This is a genomic window from Hymenobacter terrigena, assembly GCF_054776515.1.
The window spans coordinates 1,242,856-1,261,541 of sequence record NZ_BAAHBU010000001.1; the positions used below are offsets into that span (position 1 = coordinate 1,242,856).

The window sequence follows — 18,686 nt, forward strand, 5'->3', positions numbered from 1 at the left end:
TAACTAGCGCCACGCTCACCCAAACCCCCGCCCCACCTCTCCAAACCTCCGCCCCGTCCTTCCAAACCCTCGCCCCACCTTTCCAACCCTACGCCACGACTCTCCAAACCCCGGCCACGACCTTCCAAACGCCCGCTACGGGTTTCCAAATCCAAGTCTCGCATAGAAAAATCCTAGTCCCGCCTCTCCAAACCCCGGCCCCTGCTGCGTCTCCCATTTTTTTCATTGTTTCCTACTCCAAACACATGCTCACCGCCAAGCAGGACAACCGCCTCAGCGCCGCCGAAAACCTTTCTGCCACCCTCAAAACCGACCCCACCCCCTACGCCAAAGACCGGGCCCTGCAAATCGTAGCCCAGCGCCTCGACGAAATCATTGCCGACATGCAGCCCCTGCGCACCGCCACCCAGCGCACGGCCCGGGCCGGAGCCCCCGCCGGCGGCAAGTCCGACAAAGAAACGGCCCGCGAAACCCTCATCATTGTCACTGCTGAAATCGCCGGCGACGTATTCGCCTACGCCTCCGACCCCCAGAAGAAGCAGCCCACCCTGCAAGCCCTGGCCGACTATAGCGAAGGCGACCTACAAAATCTGCGCGGTTCCCGCCTCTCCGACGTCGCCACCGCCCTGCTCGCCGAGCTGCCCAACCACAAAGCCGTGCTCGAAGACGAATACGGCATCGACAAAGACCGTATCAAGGAGTTGCAGGAAGCCATCAGTGCCTTCAACGACCTGAAAACCGCCCCCCGGCAGGCCCAGGTCGACGGCAAGGCTGCCCGCGTCAGCCTCCGCGCCGAGTTTGCCGAGCTCGGCACCCTGCTCAAAGACCGGTTCCAGCGCCTCATGCGCAAGTACAAGCGCCGCGACGCCGAGTTCTACAACCGCATCATGGCGGCCCGCGCCGTGGTCGACCGCCCCGGCTCGGCCGACGGCGCCGCTGTGGCCCCGCCCAAAGCCTAAGCTGGCTGCCTCACCCGCCTGTTTTGAAGCCCGCTGCCCCGCAGCGGGCTTTTTTCATGAACAACCGCCCCCGTCCCCACGTACGCGCAGCTCATCCTTTCACCCCCAGCTCTCATGGCCGAAACCACCCTCAAAGCCGTCGCCGCCAAAATGGCGAAGCTCGACATCACCCTGCTCACCACCCACACCAGCCGCGGCCACCTCAGCACCCGCCCCATGAGCAACAACGGCGACGTGGAATACGACGGCAACTCCTACTACTTCACCTACGAAGGCTCCCGCACCGTGAGCGACATCACCGAGAACCCGCACGTCAGCCTCGGCTTCTCCGGCCCCGACTACCTGTATGTGTCCGTGGTGGGCACCGCCACCCTCATCCGCCAGCGCGCCACCCTCGCAAAGCACTGGCTGCCCGAGCTCAAGCGCTGGTTCAAAGACGGCATTGATACGCCCGGCATTGTGCTCATCCGCGTGCAGGCCAAGCGCATCAAGTTCTGGCACGGCGAAGAAGATGGGGAAGTAACGCTGTAGCGTGGACGCTGCGAGTCCGCGCCTGTATAGAATGGCCCACGGAAACGCGGGCTCACAGCGTCCACGCTACAGCGCACACTACGCTAAATCAGCCTCAAAGGCCCGCTGCCCCGCAGCGGGCCTTTCCATTTGCCCACTTCTCATGAGCTTTTCAACAAACCAAGATTGAGCTTTTCAACAAAGCTGCCGCTGTCCACCGGCCGGACCTTTGTCATGAACTTTAACCCCAGAAATCATGAATAACGTTTGGTTTATCACCGGCAGCGCGCGCGGCTTGGGCCGCAGCCTCACCAAAGCCGTTTTGGCCCAGGGCGGCCGCGTGGCCGCCACCGCCCGCCAGCCCGAACAGCTGGCCGACCTTGTGGCCCAATACGGTGCCCAGGTGCTACCCCTGGCCCTCGACGTCACCAACCACGCCCAAATCACCGAAGCCGTGGCCGCCGCCGTGGCCCACTTCGGCCGCCTCGATGTGGTGGTGAACAACGCCGGCTTCGGCATCACCGGCGCCGCCGAAGCCTACACCGAAGAGCAGGTACGCAGCCAGCTCGAAACCAATTTGTACGCCCCCATTGCCGTCACGCGGGCCGTGCTGCCCTACTTACGGCAGCAGCGCAGCGGCCACATCCTCCAAATCAGCTCCATTGGCGGGCGCGTGGGCAATGCCGGCGTCACCATCTACCAGGCCGCCAAGTTTGGCCTGGGCGGCTTCACCGAAGCCCTGGCCAAGGAAGTGGCCCCGCTGGGCATCCGCGTCACGTCGGTCGAGCCCGGCGGCTTCCGCACCGACTGGGCCGGCGCCTCCATGACCTACGCCCCCACCATCGAAGGCTACGACCTGGTGAAGCAGCGCGCCGAATTCTTTGCCAGCGGCAATTTTGTGCCCATGGGCGACCCCGACAAAGCCGCCCATGCCATGATAAACCTCGTGCAGCACCCCCACCCGCCCGTGCACCTGGTACTGGGCAGCGAAGCCGCCGCCTTCCTCCGCCAGGCCGATGCCGACCGCAAAGCCGAGTTCGAGCAGTGGCTGCCCGTCACGCTTTCCACCGACCACGACGAAGCCGAGAACTTCCTCCACACCGAAATGGGGAAGATGTACGGCGTGCAGAAAGAAAATGAGCGCGCGGCGGAGTAACTAGCGGCACCCAATGGGTTTAGCCCGGTAGCAGACCGTCATGCAGCGCGCCGCGAAGCAAGACGGTTTGCTACCGGGCTTCACTTCCGCCCAATACCCGCCTTCTGTCGCTCACCAATCCACCTGCCCATGCCCGCCCTCTCAGAAGCCCGGCCCCAAATCCTGTACTCCTGCTACCACAACGCCAGCCGGGATGGCGAGCAGTTTGTGCCCGAGCACATCCTGAGCTACCAGCTGGCCGGCTCGCTCATCACCTACGACGGTGCCACGGAGCACATCTTCCGCGAGGGCGACCTGCGCCTCAGCAAGCGCAACCACCTCGTCAAGTTCAGCAAGCAGCTGCCCGAAAGCGGCGAGTTCAAATCCCTTTCCATCACGCTCGACCAGCACACGCTGCGCAACTTCAGCCTGGAGCACGGCTACCACGCCGCCCCGCATTCCGCCAGCCCGGAGGCGGTGGCCGCCCTGGCCATGACCCCGCTTTTCAAAAGCTACTTCGACTCGCTGCAACCCTACGAGCAGCTCGCCGAGCCCGGCAACGAAGCCTTGCTTTCGCTGAAAGCGCGCGAAGCCATTATGCTCCTGCTCAAGTCAAACCCGGCGCTGAAAGATGTCTTGTTTGATTTTACGGAGCCCGGCAAAATCGACCTGGAAGCCTTCATGAGCCGCAACTTTCATTTCAACGTGCAGCTCCGGCGCTTTGCCTACCTCACGGGCCGCAGCCTGGCCACCTTCAAGCGCGATTTTGAGAAAATATTCCATCGTTCGCCCAGCCGCTGGCTGCAGCAGCGCCGCTTGCAGGAAGCCCATTTCCTGATAAAGGAAAAAGGCAAAGCGCCCTCGGAAGCCTACCTCGAAGTGGGATTCGAAGATTTGTCGCACTTCTCGTTCGCCTTTAAGAAAATGTATGGCGCAGCGCCGTCGAAACTTTAATCAGCGACAAAACAGCAAAGTCAACCAAGCGCAAAACGAGAAAATTAATCAGGGTCAAAACAAGAATGTCATGCCGCGCGTAGCCGGGGCATCTCGCTTGCTACCAATAAGCCTTTTCTAGCAATTGGTTTAGTATTGCACGCTAGATGCTTCGGCTACGCGCGGCATGACGTTCGTGCGGCATGGCATTCATCCAAGCCCTCAAGACCCCAGAAATGAAACACCTCGTCGTCCTCACCGGCGCCGGCGTCTCGGCCGAGTCCGGCATCCGCACCTTCCGCGACACCAATGGCCTGTGGGAAGAGCACCGCGTCGAAGACGTGGCCTCGCCCGAGGGCTTTGCCCGCAACCCGGCCTTGGTGCTCGATTTTTACAACCAGCGCCGCGCTCAGGCCCGCACCGTGCAGCCCAATGCCGCCCACCTGGCCCTGGCTGGCTTCGAGGAAGAGCCCAACTGGCGCGTCAGCATCATCACCCAAAACGTGGACGACCTGCACGAGCGCGCCGGCTCTTCCGACGTGCTGCACCTGCACGGCATGCTGAACCAGATGCGCTCCGTGGCCGACGAAACCACTGTCTACGACTGCCCCGGCGACATCAAGCTGGGCGACCTCGCCCCCGACGGCCACCAGCTCCGCCCCCACATTGTGTGGTTTGGCGAGATGGTGCCCGCCATCGAAGAAGCCGCCGAAACCGTAAGCACCGCCGATGCCCTGCTCATCGTGGGCACCTCCCTGCAAGTGTACCCGGCCGCCGGCCTGCTGCACTACGCCCCCGCCACCTGCCCCGTCTTCGTCATCGACCCGCACCAGCCCGAAGCCGGCCGGCGCGGCGTGCGCTACGTGGCCGAGGCCGCCAGCACCGGCGTCCCGAAGATTTTGAAAGAATTGGCCGGGTAATCGTTGGTCATTGCCCAGCCCTGACCATTTGCACAAAATTTCCTCCACCAAATACCTTCTCTTTTCTACCTTAGCGCCATGTACAGACTCGTCACCAAATACCAGCTTTTCGGCCTGCGCAACGAGCACGACGCCGCTCATCAACACAACCACATGATGCTTAGGCCTGTTGCGGGAGTGCCCGAAGCCTTCGAAACGGAGCAGGCCGCCTTCGACTGGGCCCTGAGCAACCACGAAGACCTGCGCCACCACCCCGAATTTGTGGTGCTGCCCGTGCACCACATGGTCATGACCTGGCAGCCCGAGGATGCCCCCCTCTAAGGGCGGCTTCTGGGGCGAATTCTGGCCCAAAGCCCTCATCATCGTTGCCATCATCGCCGCCCTTTGGCTGCTCGAACACTACGGCTTCATCCGCCGCTGGTAAACTCCTTTTGCACTGGTCCGCCTGCCCCTGGTAGGCGGACCAGTCGCGTTTTTCCCTCCTGCTTTTCATGGCTTCCGCATTCGGCCACGCCGCCCTGGGGGCCACCCTGGGCAAGCTCCTGCTCCCCGACCGCCGGCACTGGCCCTACTGGGTGGCCGCCGCCCTCTGCGCTGCTTTGCCCGATGTGGATTCGGTGGGCTTTCGCCTGGGCGTGCCGTATGACAGCCTCTGGGGCCACCGAGGGCTGACGCACTCGCTGCTGGCCGCCGCGATAGTTGCCGCTGTGGGCACGCTGCTGGGCCGACTGGCGCGCCCCGGCCAGCGGCCCGCTGCCGGGCGGCTGGCGCTGCTGCTATTTCTGGCCACCGCCTCGCACGGCCTGCTCGATGCAATGACGACGGGCGGCCTGGGCGTGGCTTTTTTCAGCCCCTGGCACCCGGAGCGCTACTTTTTCCCCTTCCGGCCCATCAAAGTATCTCCCCTGAGCATTCGGGGGTTCTTTGGGGCCAAGGGGCTACGGGTGCTGGCCAGTGAAGCCCTCTGGGTGGGCCTGCCGTGCCTGCTGCTGCTGGGCTGGCAGTCGTTGCGAACCCCAACTGCCAATGTTCGCTCAGCGCGGCGGTGATATTCCAGCGCACTGTTGCAGTAGTCGGATTAACGCTCACTCCTGCCCCAGCCACTGTCGGGCATAGCGGGTAAATTCTGCTTCATCAAATGCGGCCGCTGCCAGCCCCACGTAGCCATCGGGCCGCACGAGGTACACGGTGCCCGGCTTTTCGGCAGCGGCGGGAGTGATTTCTGTAGCTGCCACTGAATGCGCCGCCGCCCAGGCCCGTACCGCTGGCACCGGCCCCACGTGCAACAGGTGCCAGCCCACGGGCCGCAACGCCTCGTAGCGCCCAGCTGCCCAGGGCAGCCGCTGGCCGCCCGCCACGCCGCCAGCTCGCCCCCTGCTCAAAGGAGAATGCGGGTACTTAATGCCTATCTGGGAGATGGTGCGAAACATCAGCCGCCGGACGGCGGGCACGCGCATGGCCAGCGGCAGCAGCAGCGGGGCCACCCAGCTACGCACAAAGCTGGCCCAGGCCGTGGCCCGCGTAGCTCCGGTGAACGCGCGGTCGGTGGTAGCCACCAGCTGCCGGGCAAAGGGGATGCGCTCGGCTTCGTAGGCATCGAGCAGGGCATCGGGGCCCGTGCGTTGCAGCACGGCGGCCAGCTTCCAGCCCAGGTTCACGGCATCGCCGAGGCCGGTATTCATGCCCTGCCCGCCGGCCGGGCTGTGGATGTGGCCCGCATCGCCCACCAGAAACGCCCTGCCCTGCCGGAAATGGTCGGCCACCCGGTGGTGCACCCGGTAGGTCGCAAACCAGCTCACCGACTGCACCCGGATGTGCTCAGCTGCCTCCAGGCCCGGCTGCACGGCGGCAAAAGTGGCCGCCTCCGGGGCCAGCCCGCCGGGCAGCAGGCCGATGACGCGCATCCGCCCCTCCGGCATCGGGAAAAAGGCGTTGAAGGTGCGCGGGGCCAGCGACACTTCCAGCAGTCGCCCCAGTCGGGCATCCTCGTCCAGGCCCTCGGTCACGGTATCGGCCACGAAGAACACCTGCTCATACGTCCCGCCCGGAAAGCCGATGCCCAGCGCGTGCCGCACGGCCGAATGGGCTCCATCGCACCCCGCCACATAGGCCACGGACATCATTTCGGGCGGCTGCCCGGGGAGTTGCAGCGTGGCGGTGGCCCCGGCCGCGTCCTGCGCAAGGCCCGTGAGGGCGGTGTTCCATTCCACGGCCACGCCGTGGGTGGCCAGCGCCTCGCGCAGCCGCCGCTCGGTCTGGTCCTGCGAGATTGTCAGGGCGAAGGGAAACGGGCTCAACCCCTCGCCGATGCGACCTATCGGCAACGAAGCGGCAACGCGCCCTTTCCGCCGTAGGGCCACGCCACGCAGGATTTCGCCCTGCGCTACGAACGTACCGGCCAGCCCGTGGCGGTCGAGCAGCTCCAGGGTGCGGGCGTGCATGACCAGGGCCCTGCTCAGGGGCGACGGGCCAGGCAATGGGTCGATAATGCGCGGGCGCACGCCGTGGCGGCACAGTTCCAGCGCCAGCATCAGCCCCGACGGGCCCGCTCCGGCAATCAGCACGTTAGCAGCAGTTGGGTTCATCGGCAAGTCGGCAAGTTGGCAGGTAAATATAGCCGAACAAGCCTTTCAGGCTGTCAGAAACAACCGCACCCGGCTCCTCTGCCGTAGAAGAGGATTATATCTACTTTGCTTATGCCTTTTCGCTACGTTCGTGCCCTGCTTGCCGGGCTATTTCTTACTGCTTCGGCTCCCGGTTTTGCCCAGGCTCCGGCCCACACTGTTTTCCTGTTGGGCAACACCGCCCAGGCCGAGCTGCCCGCCACCCGCCTCAAGCTTCTGCGCACCACGCTGGAGCAGCAAACCGGTCCTTTCACCGTGGTACATCTCGGTGATATTGTGGGCAACACCGGCCTGGCGGCCAAAAGCGACACCGCCCTGGCGCAAGCTGAGCGCAACCGCGCCGACCAACTCATTGCCTTGGTAAAGGGCCTGCCGCAGGGCAAAATCTACTTCCTGCCCGGCGATAAGGACTGGGCCAATTCCGGCCCTGCCGGCCTGAAAGCCGTGCGCCGCCTCGAAAAATACATCGAGAAGCAGCTGCCCGGCCAGAATGCCTTCATCCCCACCAACGGCTGCCCCGGCCCCGAAGTGGTGGACGTGGCCCCGCTGGTGCGCCTCGTGGCCATAAACACGCCGTGGTTCACACACCCCTTCGACCGCCCCGAAGCGCCCGACACCGACTGCAAGACCCTCACCAAAGAGGAATTCCGCGAGCAGCTGCAGGACCTGATTGACGAAACCAAAAACAAAAACGTGCTGCTGCTGGGCCACCACCCGGTAGTAAGCAACGGCGTGTACGGCGGCCACGAGCCTCTTTCGCGCCACCTCAGCCCGCCGGTGTTCGGCACTATCTACGCGGCCTACCGCCAGAATGTGGGCACCCCGCGCGACCTAGCCAACCCGCGCTACCAGGAGCTGAAAAAGGAGCTGCTGAATACGCTGCAAAGCAACCCCGGCGTGATTTACGCCGCCGCGCACGATTTCAGCCTGCAAATCACGCCCTTCCAGGGCAACTACCACATCGTGAGTGGCAGCTTTGTCGAAAATCAGCACGTCGGGGCCAAAGGCCAGTCGCTCTACAGCAAAAGCGAAGAAGGCTACACGACCCTCGAATACTTCGCCGATGGCACGGTGAAAACGCACGTTTTCACCTTTGATGATAAAGTCCAGGCGGCCAAAGACGCTTATACTGCTACCCTTTTTCGTTCGGCCTGCGCCGAGGGGGGCGACCAGAAAGCCCCCGCCAACCCATTCATCACCAATTGCCCCGGCGCGACCAAGACCGTAGCCGAAGCCAAACCCGATGCGCCCTTCCAGGCCACCACCACCGTAGTACCCGGCCCGGAGTACAAGCCCACCGGCAGCCGCAATTTCTTCATCGGCAAAATATACCGCTCGTCGTGGCTACAGCCCGTGACGGTGAAAACGCTGGATTTGACCACCGAAAAAGGTGGCCTGCGCCCTACTGGCAAGGGCGGCGGACGCCAGACGACTTCGCTCAAGCTCATTGCGGCCGACAGCTCGGAGTACGTTTTCCGCTCCGTGGATAAGGACGTGACCAAGATTCTGCCGCCCGAACTGCGCAACTCCATCGCCTCCGATGTGCTGCGCGACGTGACGGCCACGGCTAACCCGTATAGCAACCTGCCCATCAGCTACATGCTGGACCAGACGGACATATTGCACGCCCGCCCGCGCCTGTTCCGCCTGCCCGACAACCAGCAACTTGGCCCCTACCGCGCCGACTATGCCAACCTGCTCGGCACCCTCGAAGACTCGCCCAAAGACCCCAAGCCCAACCTGCCCGGCTTCGGCGGCTCCGATGAGGTGACGCGCAGTTTCGGCCTGTTTCGCAAGCTCTACAAGGACCACGACAACAAGGTGGACGCGCCCGCCCTGGCCCGCGCCCGCGCCTTCGACATGCTGGTGGCCGACTTTGGCAAGCACGAAGACAACTGGAAATGGGCCGGCTACAAGCAGCCGGGCGGCGGCACGCTCTACCGCCCCATCCCGCGCGACCGCGACCAGAGCTTCACCCTCTGGAACGGCCTCCTCACCTACCTCGCCAACCGCGAATGGGCCGTGCCCAGCATTGAAGGCTTCGAAACTGAGTTTCAGGATATGAAAAGCCTGAACTGGCCCGCCCGCCACCTCGACCGCTTCCTGCTCCAGGACCTCACCCGCGAGCAGTGGCAGGAAACCGCCAAGTACCTGCAAGCCAAAATCACCCCAGCCGTTATCGACGGCGCTACGGCCCAGCTGCCGGCCGAAATCCAGTCCTTATCGGCCCAGGACATCAACCGCAAACTGAAGGCCCGTATTCAGGAACTGCCCAAAGCCATTGACGAATATTACCTGCTGCTGGCCCGCCGCGTCGATGTGGTTGGCTCAAACAAAGGCGAAGTTTTCCAGGTGAACCGGCTGCCCGGCGGCCAGGTGCGTGTGCAGATGTTTGACCGCGCCGGCGATACCGAAAACCCCAAGGGCGCGGCCCTGTTCGACAGGACCTTCAACCCCAATGAAACCGAAGAGGTCTGCCTTTACGGCCTCGGCGGCAAGGACGTGTTCACCGTCACCGGCGACGGTGGCAAGCACAGCGTTCTGGTGCGGGTGATTGGCGGCGACGGCAAGGACAAAATCACCGACAACTCCACGGCCAGCGGCCTGCGCGCCCGCACCAAAATCTACGACCTGCCCGATACCGAAATGCAGTTGGGCCCCGAGTCGGACAACCGCACCAGCACCCGCCCGGGCGTGAACGAGTACGACCGCGAGCAGTTCGAATTCAACTCCTACCGCCCCAGCATTGGCCTGTTCTACAACGCTAACGACGGCTTCGGGGCCAGCGCGGGCATCACGTTCCTGCGCCAGGGTTTCCGCAAGCCGGGCTATAAAAACATGTATTCGTTCGATGTGCAGGGCAGTGTGAACGGCTTGTTTCAGCTCACGGCCAGCACGCGGCACCGCTACGCCATTGGCAAAGTTGATGTAGGCGCTTCGGCCAGCTACGGCAGCTACTTCCCCTTCTACCGCTTCTTCGGGCTGGGCAACAACACCGGCTTCGACCAGACGCTGTACGACAACAAGTTCTACAACGCCCGTTATCAGGGCTACACCGTGAATGCCTTTCTGGAACGTACTTTCTTGCAGCGCAGTGTCATCCGCGTTGGCCCCACGTACGAGAACTATACCAGCAGCTTCGGCGACAATACCTACCTCGGCACCATCAACACCCGCCCGGCCGACGTACGGCCCAACACCAGCCAGCAGAGCTTGGTGGGCCTGAACGGCGTGTTCGACCTCGACCTGCGCAATCGTCCCAGCTTCGCCCAGCGCGGCGTTCGCATCCGCGTGCAGCACGACAGCTACCGCCAGCTCACCAGCACCAAAAGCAACTTCGGCCTTACGCAAGGCTTCGCCGAATACTACGGCACTGCCAAAGTTGGCATCCCCGTCACCCTCGTGCTGAAAGGCGGCGGGGCCAAAAACTACGGCCCCGACAACGACATTCCCTTCTACAAATTTGCCAGCCTGGGCCAGAACGAAGGCCTGCGCGGCTACTACCGCAACCGCTTTAGCGGCGACGCCAGCCTATACTACAACACCGAGCTACGCCTTGCCCTCGGCCAGGTCAAAAACGGCTTTCTGCCCTTCTATTACGGCGTATTTGGCTTCTACGACCAGGGCCGGGTGTACTACCAGGATGCCTCGCCTGGCGGCTGGCACTCGGGCTACGGCGCGGGCTTCTACATTGCCCCGGTGGTCGAAACGCTAGCCTTCGCCGTGTCTTACCAGAAGTCGGTGGAAAGCTCGCTCATTCAGTTTGGGCTGGGCTTCCGGTTGGATAAGTAATTAGGATTACACAGTAGGGTGCGGGGCTTGCCCACGCCCTACTGTGTAAATCAGCGCATCCGCCCAAACGTCGACCCATACCGGCCATTGGGCGAGTACCCAAGCGTTCGATGTAACCTTCGGATAATTTCGGGGTCTATGCCAAAACAGCCGGCCGAAACCAGTCCGGTTTTATTTGGTTTCACCGCTATGCTACCTTGGCTACGGGCCTTTTTTCTACAACGCCAGCAGCCTTTGGCAATCGGGCTGGCCCTCGCCCTAAGCAGTGCGCTAACTGCGCAAGCTCAGGATGCTCCGCCCCTGCCAGCCTCCGCCGATATTGTGGACGTGGCCCGGCTGGCTTTTCCCCGCCTGCCCGCGCACGATTCGCTCTCGATGCAGCACGGCCAGAAAGCGCTGCTGGTGGTGCCCGTGCTCGGCTACACCCAGCAAACCGGTGGCATCGCACAGCTGGCCTTTAGCCTGGCCTTCGCCCGCCCGGCGGCCAACGTTTCAACCGTGCTGGCCGGGGCCGCTTACACTGCCAACGACCAGCTCATCATCACGGCCACGTCCTCCATCTGGCTGCCCGACAACCGCTGGTATTTCGTGGGCGACTGGCGGCTGATGCGCTACCCCCAAAGCACTTACGGCCTCGGCATGTACACCAGCACCACCGACCGCGTGGTGAGCATGAACTACAACTACCTGCGCGTCTACGAAAGCGCCCTGCGGCGCGTGGCCCCGGCCTGGTACGCAGGCCTGGGCTACCAGCTCGACTACCACTGGGACATTGTGAGCCGCAACAGCTTCCGCGAGGTGAGTCGGATTTCGCGCTACCGTTTCGGAGTTGAGGGCGCGTCGGTATCGTCAGGGCCGGTTTTGGCGCTGTTGCATGACAGCCGGGCCAATGCCATCAATCCGCAGGGCGGCGAGTATCTCAGTACCCAGCTGCGCACCAACCTAAAAAAATTTGGCAGCACCACCGCCTCCGAAATGCTGCTCATCGACGCCCGCACCTACCTGCACCCATCGCCGCGCTCGACCAATATTCTGGCCTTCTGGTCTTATAACGCCATCACCATCGCCGGCAACCCGCCCTTCCTCGACCTGCCCAGCACCGGCTGGGACACGTACAGCAACACCGGCCGGGGCTTCATCCAGGGCCGGTTTCGGGGCGATGACCTGCTCTACGGCGAGGTCGAATACCGCTACGGCATCACCCGCAACCACCTGCTGGGTGGCGTGGTATTCGCCAACGCCCAAAGCGTGACCGAACAGGAAAGCCGGCGCTTCGAGAAAGTGGTGCCCGCCGTCGGGGCTGGCCTGCGCGTGCGCCTCAACAAGGTCGCCAACACCAACCTGGCCATCGACTACGGCTTCGGGGCCGACGGCTCCAATGGCCTTTCGCTGAACCTGGGCGAGGTTTTTTGAGTAAGCAGGGAATTTAATAAGGCTGCCCGCCGTGCAGCCAGAATCGATGCCCAAAGCCCCGTCCGGCGGCTTACCTTTGGGCTTTACTTATTCCCCGCTCCTGCATGAATTTCCCCCTTCGCAAGCTCGCCGCCATTGATATTGGGTCCAACGCCGTTCGTTGTCAGATATCGGCCGTGCTGTATTACGAAGGCCGCTACCGCCTCAAGCGCGTCGAATACGTGCGCTTCCCCATGCGCCTGGGCGAGGACGTGTTTGCCAGCGGCGAGATTTCGCCCGCCAAGGAGGAGAAATTCGTCAAGTTCCTGCATTCCCTGCGCCTGCTGATGGAAGTGCACGACGTGGCCCACTACCTCGTGTGCGCCACCTCGGCCATGCGCTCGGCGGCCAATGGCGCAGCCATCGCCGCCCGCGTGCACCGGGAACTGGGCATGGAAATCAAAGTAATCGACGGCCAGGACGAAGCTTTCTACATCAACCGCGTCATTGAGCATGTGCTGGAAGACAAGCGCCATTACCTGCACATCGACGTGGGGGGCGGCAGCACCGAGTTCAACATCTACCACGACCGCCGCAAAGTAGCCGCGCAGTCGTTTGAAATCGGTTCCATCCGCCGCATGCAGCAGGAAGAAAGCGGCGAAATCGGCACGGAAGCACAAGCCGAGCTCTGGACCCGCATGGAGGCCTGGGTGCGCACCAACGCCCGCAAATACCACGTCACCCGCGCCATCGGCACGGGCGGCAACATCAACAAAATATTCAGCCTCACGTCGTCCGACCCCGACAAGCACATTACCCGCCGCGCCATCGAAACCACCCTCAAGCGCCTCGCCGGCTTGAGCATGACCGAGCGCGTGAACGTAGCCATGCTCAACCCTGACCGCGCCGACGTCATCATCCCCGCCGGTCACATCTACCTGGCCGCCATGCAGTGGGCCAACGTCACCACCATGGTCGTGCCCGACATCGGCCTGAAAGACGGCATGCTCCAAGCCCTGTTCGAGGATTTTTTCGACGAGCTAAGCCCCGAAGGCGGCCACCCCGCCATTCTGCCCGTCCCCGACGTGCAGAACCAGCCCGCCGAAATGGAGTAAGCCTGTCATTGCGAGGAGGCACGACATTCCGCGAATTAAGCGGCGTCAGTCCGTCCTGTCAACACCAGGCACGCTCTTTACCAAAAAGCCCCGACACTTCACAGTATCGGGGCTTTCTATTTACAAAATGGCTTTGTCACATCTCAGGTTTGGTCACATTGACAGGACGGATTCGCTGTCCTTCGGGTGTCGCGCTTCGCTCGCAACGACAGGCGTTATTACACCTACGCTGCTCCCACGGCCGCCTCATCAATATGGCCTACGGGCGTGGCATCGTCTTCGCACACCTCGTCTGCCTCTACGCCTTCGCCGAAGGAATCGTCTTGTGCGTTGGCTTCCACGGCCTCCTGCACGGCCGCTGCTTCCGAGGCTTCCAGCGCGGCTGCCGCATCGGCACGGCGCTGTTCCTGCACGCCCAGCAGGGCCAGCAGGCCTTCGGGCGTGGCAGTGGCTAGTTGGGCTTCGTCGCGCTTGAAAAAGTCCTTGTGCACATTCACCACCGGCTCGCCAGGGGCCGGGTGCTGCCGAATGTAGGCCCCGTCCTCCCGCATCACATAGCTATTCTGATTATCCATCATATTCATCATCAGAATGTTGATAGCTTCCCGCTTGAGCTGTGGGTTCACAATCAGGAATAGTGCCTCAATGCGGCGGTCGAACGAACGCACCATAACGTCGGCCGAGCCGGCATACACCTTGGCATCGCCGCCGTTGTGGAAGTAAAACAGCCGCGTGTGCTCCAAATATTCGCCCACAATGCTGCGCACCTCAATATTCTCGCTCAGGCCCGGCCGCCCCGGCCGCAGGCAGCAAATACCCCGCACAATGAAGCGAATCGGCACTCCCACCTTCGCCGCCCGGTAAAATTCGTCGATGATTTCCTTGTCTTCCAACGAGTTCATCTTCATCACAATGCCGCTGGGCAGGCCTTTTTTGGCGTGCTTCACTTCCTCCCGAATCAGGTGGATGAGTTGCTGCCGCATGTCCTTCGGGGCCGTGATGAGGTACTCATAATCATCAGGCTGCGAGTGCCCGGTAATTACGTTAAAGAATTCCGACACATCGTGGCCGTACACGTCATTGGTTGTCAGCAAGCTAACATCCGTATAGAGGCGTGAGGTCTGCTCGTTGTAGTTGCCCGAGCCGATGTGCACGTAGCGCGTCACCTTCTCCCCTTCCTTGCGGATAATCATGAGCAGCTTGGTGTGCGTCTTGTACTTGCTCACCCCGTAAATCACGAAGCAGCCTGCCTTTTCCAGCCGTGCCCCCTCCCGAATATTCTTCTCCTCATCAAAGCGTGCTTTCACCTCAAACAGCACCGACACGTGCTTGCCGTTCTCGGCCGCCTTCAGCAGCGCGGCCGATACGCGGGAATCGTCGGCCAGCCGGTAGATGGTTTGCTTGATGCCCAGCACGTGCGGGTCCACAGCAGCCTGCTCCAGCAGCCGCACCATGGGCTCGATGCTGTTGTAGGGATGGTGCAGCAGCACGTCGTGGTGCTTGAGGTATTCAAACAGGTTTTCGTCGGCTCCTTCGGGCAGGCTGAGCGGCTGTACCGAAGCGGGCATTTTGGCGGCGCGGCCCCGGAAATTCGGGTGACGCACAATCTGCCACAATCCTTTCAAATCAATCAGCGAATTGATAACAAATACGTTGCCGTTGTCAATATTCCACCGCTCGCGCAGCACGTTCATCAGCACCGGCGAGGCATTGGGCTCCACTTCCACGCGCACCACACGGCCGCGCTTGCGGGTTTTCAGGCCCACCTGAATTTCCTTGATGAAGTCGTTATCAATATCATCCGATTCTTCCAGCGTGAAATCCCCGTTGCGGGTGATGCGGAACAAATCGGCTGATACAATCTCCACGTTGCGGAACAGGCGCGGCAGAAACTCGCGCACCACTTCCTCAATCGGCACGAAAATGACTTTATCCTTGCGCGTGAGCTCAAAAAACCGGGTCAGGTTCTGCGGAATCTGCACGAAGGTGAGGCGCTCCTGGCCTTTTTCGGCCTCGCCATCCAGCCCCACCGCAATGCCGTTGCCAATGCGCGTGACCACCCCAAAGATGAGCATCTGGTTCATCATCAGCGGGAAGCCGTGGTACGAGTCGTACACCATCGGCGTGAGCAGCGGAAACACGGTGTTCTTGAAGTAGCCGTCCGCCTTCTTCACTTCGAGCTCCGTCAGGTCGCTCATTTTAAGAATGTTGAATCCGTTTTTCTCAAAGTTCGGCTTCAACTCATTCAGATACGTCAGGCTCTGGTCATTCACGAAGCGGTGCGCGAAATCGAGCAGCTTGCGCCGGAACGGCAGTTCGCGCAGTCCGGAGTAGTCAATCCGCTCCTTGCCGTAATCCAGATAGTTATACAGCGACCCCACCCGAATCATGAAAAATTCGTCCAGGTTCGAACTGGTGATGGCCAGAAACTTAAGCTTATCAAACAGGCCCCGGCTGGCGTCCTGCACCTGGTCGAGCACCCGGTAGTTGAACCGCAGCCAGCTCAAATCGCGGCTGATGTACTTGCTTTTGCGGATTAGGTCGGCGGACTTGAAGAGCTTCATAATGGATAAGGATGACAGGACAAAATACGTGAAAGATGCCCCGGTAATAACAATCTACGCGGAAATAATAGCGGTGGCCTCAATTTCGACCAACAATCGCGGGTCAATCAGCGCCTTAACTTCCAGCATGGACGCCGCCGGCCGGATTGCCGCAAAAACTTCGCCGTGCGCCCGCCCCACTTCCTCCCACTGCGAAATATCGGTCACGAACATGCGCGTGCGCACCACATCCTGAAACGATGCACCGGCCGCATTAAGTGCCGCGCCTATTTTTTCCAGCACGCGCCTGGTCTGGGTGTAGGCATCGGTACCCGTCACAGTGTCGCCGTCCTGCGCGGTGGTGCCGGCCACTTCCACCACGTTGCCCACGCGCACGGCGCGGGAATAGCCCACCACGCCTTCCCAGGGCGCGCCGGAAGAAATTAATTGTCGCATCAGTTCCAAGAGTTTTTCAAGCCTCACCCGAAGCCCGACAATACAAAGCAAGCCCAAAAAAGAAGGGCAACCGCAACCGGCTGCCCTTCCTTACTCAGTTAAATCTGTTCAATCCGCAGAATTTGCGGTCCGGATTACACATCCAGCTTCGCGTATTTGGCATTGCGCTCGATAAAGTCCCGTCGCGGCGCCACTTCGTCGCCCATCAGCATGGAGAACAGGTGGTCAGCTTCAGCGGCCGACTCTACCGTGACCTGCTTCAGGGTGCGGGTGGTGGGCTGCATGGTGGTCGTCCAGAGCTGCTCAGCGTTCATTTCGCCCAAGCCTTTGTAGCGCTGCACGTTCACGGTTTCGGGCTTGCCGCGGCCGAGGTCCTCCTGGGCCTGGGCGCGCTCTTCTTCGGTCCAGCAGTAGCGCTCCTCTTTGCCCCGTTTCACGAGGTAGAGTGGCGGCAGGGCAATGTAAATGAAGCCCCGGTCCACCAGCTCGCGCATGTAGCGGAAGAAGAAGGTCAGAATCAACGTCCGAATGTGCGAGCCGTCGATATCGGCGTCGGTCATGATGATGACCTTGTGGTAGCGCAGCTTGTCAAAGTTCAGCGGGCCGGTTTCGGCACCTTCCTCATCGGTGGTGAAAGCCAGCGACTTGCGCTCGTTGAAGCTAACGCCCAACGCGGTAATCATGTTCTTGATTTCCTCGTTTTCCAGAATGCGGTGCTCCTGGGCTTTCTCCACGTTCAGGATTTTGCCACGCAGCGGCAGAATGGCCTGGAACGCCCGGTTGCGGCCCTGCTTGGCCGTGCCACCGGCCGAGTCGCCTTCTACCAGATACAATTCGCAGGTTTCGGGGTCCGATTCCGAGCAGTCGGCCAGCTTGCCCGGCAGGCTGTTCGAGGAGAGCACGCCCTTACGCTGCACCATGTCCTTGGCCTTGCGGGCGGCGATGCGGGCCTTGGCGGCCAGAATCACCTTCTCCATGATTTTGTTGGCCTGGTTGGGGTTTTCGTCCAGGTACTGCGTCAGGATTTCGCCTACCACCGAGTTCACCGCGCCGCTCACTTCGGAATTGCCGAGCTTGGTTTTGGTCTGCCCTTCAAACTGCGGTTCAGCCACTTTCACCGAGATAACGGCCGTGAGGCCCTCGCGGAAGTCATCGCCGGTGATTTCCACCTTGGCTTTCTCGAACAGCTTGTTCTTGTCGCCGTAGTTTTTCAACACCCGCGTCACCGCCGAGCGGAAGCCGCCCACGTGCGTGCCGCCTTCAATGGTGTTGATATTGTTAACGTAGGAATAGACGTTCTCCTGGTACGAGGTATTGTACTGCAGGGCCACTTCTACCGGCGTGCCACCCTTCTCGCTCTCCACGTAAATGGGCTCCGAGAGCAGCGAAGGCCGCTGTTCGCCGTCGAGGTACTGCACAAAGTCGCGCAGGCCGCCGGTCGAGAAGAATTCCTCACCGCGGAACTCGCCACCTTCCAGTTTCTCGCGGCGGTCGGTGAGCGTGATGCGAATGCCTTTGTTGAGGTAAGACAGGTCGCGCAGGCGCGAAGCCACCGTATCGTAGCGGTACTCGGTTTCAGAGAAAATGGTGGCATCCGGCAAAAACTGCACCTCGGTACCGTGCTCGTCGGTATCGCCCACTTCCTTCACCGGGTACTGTGGGAAGCCAATTTTATACTCCTGCTCGTACTTGTGGCCGTTGCGGCGCACGGTCACTTTCAGGTCGGTGCTGAGCGCGTTCACGCAGCTCACGCCCACGCCATGCAGGCCGCCGGACACTTTGTAGGAGCCTTTGTCGAACTTGCCGCCGGCGTGCAGCACGGTCAGCACCACTTCCAAGGCCGACTTGCCTTCCTTGGCGTGCCAATCCACGGGAATGCCGCGGCCGTTGTCGCGCACGGTCACCGAGTTGTCCTCGTTGATAGTCACGTTAATCAGGTCGCAATGCCCAGCGAGGGCTTCGTCAATTGAGTTATCGACCACTTCCCACACCAAGTGGTGCAGGCCTTTGAGGCCGGTGTCGCCGATGTACATGCTGGGCCGCTTGCGCACGGCCTCCAATCCTTCGAGTACTTGAATGCTGTCGGCCGAATAGTCCGACTGGGGAATCTTTGCTGTTGTTTCGCTCATGAGGGCGGGATTAAATCAGGTCATAAAACCGCCCCACGGGCGGCTAGGTACTGAACACTCAAAAGTACATATTTAATCCCATTTTGAGTATTTTTCGCGGTATTTATCCTCGGATTTTTTCATTTCCCCACACATCGAAAATGGGTATGCGGCGGGTACCGTCAAGGCCCATAAAACA

Annotated in this window: 14 protein-coding genes; 10 read left to right on the forward strand and 4 right to left on the reverse strand. The window is 61.6% G+C overall.

Going from position 1 to position 18,686, the window contains the following annotated elements; translation table 11 throughout:
* Nucleotides 1-245 precede the first annotated feature (245 nt).
* The 7 genes from ACYU7Q_RS05080 to ACYU7Q_RS05110 all read left to right on the forward strand — a co-directional run bounded on the left by ACYU7Q_RS05080 (nucleotide 246) and on the right by ACYU7Q_RS05110 (nucleotide 5,506).
* Nucleotides 246-959 (forward strand): hypothetical protein, encoded by a 714-nt coding sequence (locus ACYU7Q_RS05080; protein ID WP_460608347.1) that lies wholly within the window; start codon nucleotides 246-248, stop codon nucleotides 957-959.
* Nucleotides 960-1,073: 114 nt separating this feature from the next.
* Nucleotides 1,074-1,490 carry a pyridoxamine 5'-phosphate oxidase family protein gene (locus ACYU7Q_RS05085; protein ID WP_460608348.1) on the forward strand — a complete coding sequence of 139 codons (417 nt, stop codon included), beginning with the start codon at nucleotides 1,074-1,076 and terminating at the stop codon, nucleotides 1,488-1,490.
* Between the two features lie 235 nt (nucleotides 1,491-1,725).
* Nucleotides 1,726-2,625, forward strand: a complete 900-nt coding sequence (locus tag ACYU7Q_RS05090) for an oxidoreductase (RefSeq protein WP_460608349.1) — start codon at nucleotides 1,726-1,728, stop codon at nucleotides 2,623-2,625.
* Between the two features lie 129 nt (nucleotides 2,626-2,754).
* Entirely contained in the window at nucleotides 2,755-3,558 is an 804-nt protein-coding gene (locus tag ACYU7Q_RS05095) for an AraC family transcriptional regulator (RefSeq protein ID WP_460608350.1), read from the forward strand.
* A gap of 215 nt (nucleotides 3,559-3,773) precedes the next feature.
* Nucleotides 3,774-4,457 (forward strand): SIR2 family NAD-dependent protein deacylase, encoded by a 684-nt coding sequence (locus tag ACYU7Q_RS05100; protein ID WP_460608351.1) that lies wholly within the window; start codon nucleotides 3,774-3,776, stop codon nucleotides 4,455-4,457.
* Between the two features lie 78 nt (nucleotides 4,458-4,535).
* Nucleotides 4,536-4,778: a hypothetical protein gene (locus ACYU7Q_RS05105; RefSeq protein WP_460608352.1), complete on the forward strand. Its 243-nt coding sequence runs from the start codon at nucleotides 4,536-4,538 to the stop codon at nucleotides 4,776-4,778.
* Nucleotides 4,779-4,948: 170 nt separating this feature from the next.
* Entirely contained in the window at nucleotides 4,949-5,506 is a 558-nt protein-coding gene (locus tag ACYU7Q_RS05110) for a metal-dependent hydrolase (protein WP_460608353.1), read from the forward strand.
* Nucleotides 5,507-5,542: 36 nt separating this feature from the next.
* Here the strand turns inward: ACYU7Q_RS05110 and ACYU7Q_RS05115 are convergent, their stop codons facing one another.
* Nucleotides 5,543-7,042 (reverse strand): FAD-dependent monooxygenase, encoded by a 1,500-nt coding sequence (locus ACYU7Q_RS05115; RefSeq protein ID WP_460608354.1) that lies wholly within the window; start codon nucleotides 7,040-7,042, stop codon nucleotides 5,543-5,545.
* 111 nt (nucleotides 7,043-7,153) lie between these two features.
* Here ACYU7Q_RS05115 and ACYU7Q_RS05120 point away from each other — a divergent pair, with 111 nt between their 5' ends.
* From ACYU7Q_RS05120 to ACYU7Q_RS05130, 3 genes are all read left to right on the forward strand, one after another.
* Nucleotides 7,154-10,873: a BamA/TamA family outer membrane protein gene (locus ACYU7Q_RS05120; RefSeq protein ID WP_460608355.1), complete on the forward strand. Its 3,720-nt coding sequence runs from the start codon at nucleotides 7,154-7,156 to the stop codon at nucleotides 10,871-10,873.
* Between the two features lie 189 nt (nucleotides 10,874-11,062).
* On the forward strand, nucleotides 11,063-12,286 hold the full coding sequence (locus ACYU7Q_RS05125) for a BamA/TamA family outer membrane protein (protein WP_460608356.1): 1,224 nt from the start codon (nucleotides 11,063-11,065) through the stop codon (nucleotides 12,284-12,286).
* 104 nt (nucleotides 12,287-12,390) lie between these two features.
* Nucleotides 12,391-13,380, forward strand: a complete 990-nt coding sequence (locus tag ACYU7Q_RS05130; protein WP_460608357.1) for a Ppx/GppA phosphatase family protein — start codon at nucleotides 12,391-12,393, stop codon at nucleotides 13,378-13,380.
* Nucleotides 13,381-13,604: 224 nt separating this feature from the next.
* On the opposite strand, the gene ppk1 is transcribed toward ACYU7Q_RS05130, so the two are convergent.
* From ppk1 to gyrB, 3 genes are all read right to left on the reverse strand, one after another.
* Complete coding sequence (ppk1, locus tag ACYU7Q_RS05135; RefSeq protein ID WP_460608358.1) at nucleotides 13,605-15,944, reverse strand: polyphosphate kinase; 2,340 nt, start codon at nucleotides 15,942-15,944, stop codon at nucleotides 13,605-13,607.
* A gap of 54 nt (nucleotides 15,945-15,998) precedes the next feature.
* Entirely contained in the window at nucleotides 15,999-16,379 is a 381-nt protein-coding gene (locus ACYU7Q_RS05140) for a RidA family protein (RefSeq protein ID WP_460608359.1), read from the reverse strand.
* 134 nt (nucleotides 16,380-16,513) lie between these two features.
* Entirely contained in the window at nucleotides 16,514-18,508 is a 1,995-nt protein-coding gene (gene gyrB, locus ACYU7Q_RS05145) for a DNA topoisomerase subunit B (RefSeq protein WP_460608360.1), read from the reverse strand.
* Nucleotides 18,509-18,686: the final 178 nt, after the last annotated feature.

Excerpts from the sequence above, each read along its gene's own strand:
- ACYU7Q_RS05125 (WP_460608356.1), top strand. The coding sequence starts at position 11,063 with ATGCTACCTTGGCTACGGGCCTTTTTTCTACAACGCCAGCAGCCTTTG.
- ACYU7Q_RS05105 (WP_460608352.1), top strand. The coding sequence starts at position 4,536 with ATGTACAGACTCGTCACCAAATACCAGCTTTTCGGCCTGCGCAACGAG.
- ACYU7Q_RS05100 (WP_460608351.1), top strand. The coding sequence starts at position 3,774 with ATGAAACACCTCGTCGTCCTCACCGGCGCCGGCGTCTCGGCCGAGTCC.
- ACYU7Q_RS05120 (WP_460608355.1), top strand. The coding sequence starts at position 7,154 with ATGCCTTTTCGCTACGTTCGTGCCCTGCTTGCCGGGCTATTTCTTACT.
- ACYU7Q_RS05090 (WP_460608349.1), top strand. The coding sequence starts at position 1,726 with ATGAATAACGTTTGGTTTATCACCGGCAGCGCGCGCGGCTTGGGCCGC.
- gyrB (WP_460608360.1), bottom strand. The coding sequence starts at position 18,508 with ATGAGCGAAACAACAGCAAAGATTCCCCAGTCGGACTATTCGGCCGAC.
- ACYU7Q_RS05095 (WP_460608350.1), top strand. The coding sequence starts at position 2,755 with ATGCCCGCCCTCTCAGAAGCCCGGCCCCAAATCCTGTACTCCTGCTAC.
- ppk1 (WP_460608358.1), bottom strand. The coding sequence starts at position 15,944 with ATGAAGCTCTTCAAGTCCGCCGACCTAATCCGCAAAAGCAAGTACATC.
- ACYU7Q_RS05115 (WP_460608354.1), bottom strand. The coding sequence starts at position 7,042 with ATGAACCCAACTGCTGCTAACGTGCTGATTGCCGGAGCGGGCCCGTCG.
- ACYU7Q_RS05080 (WP_460608347.1), top strand. The coding sequence starts at position 246 with ATGCTCACCGCCAAGCAGGACAACCGCCTCAGCGCCGCCGAAAACCTT.
- ACYU7Q_RS05110 (WP_460608353.1), top strand. The coding sequence starts at position 4,949 with ATGGCTTCCGCATTCGGCCACGCCGCCCTGGGGGCCACCCTGGGCAAG.
- ACYU7Q_RS05130 (WP_460608357.1), top strand. The coding sequence starts at position 12,391 with ATGAATTTCCCCCTTCGCAAGCTCGCCGCCATTGATATTGGGTCCAAC.
- ACYU7Q_RS05085 (WP_460608348.1), top strand. The coding sequence starts at position 1,074 with ATGGCCGAAACCACCCTCAAAGCCGTCGCCGCCAAAATGGCGAAGCTC.
- ACYU7Q_RS05140 (WP_460608359.1), bottom strand. The coding sequence starts at position 16,379 with ATGCGACAATTAATTTCTTCCGGCGCGCCCTGGGAAGGCGTGGTGGGC.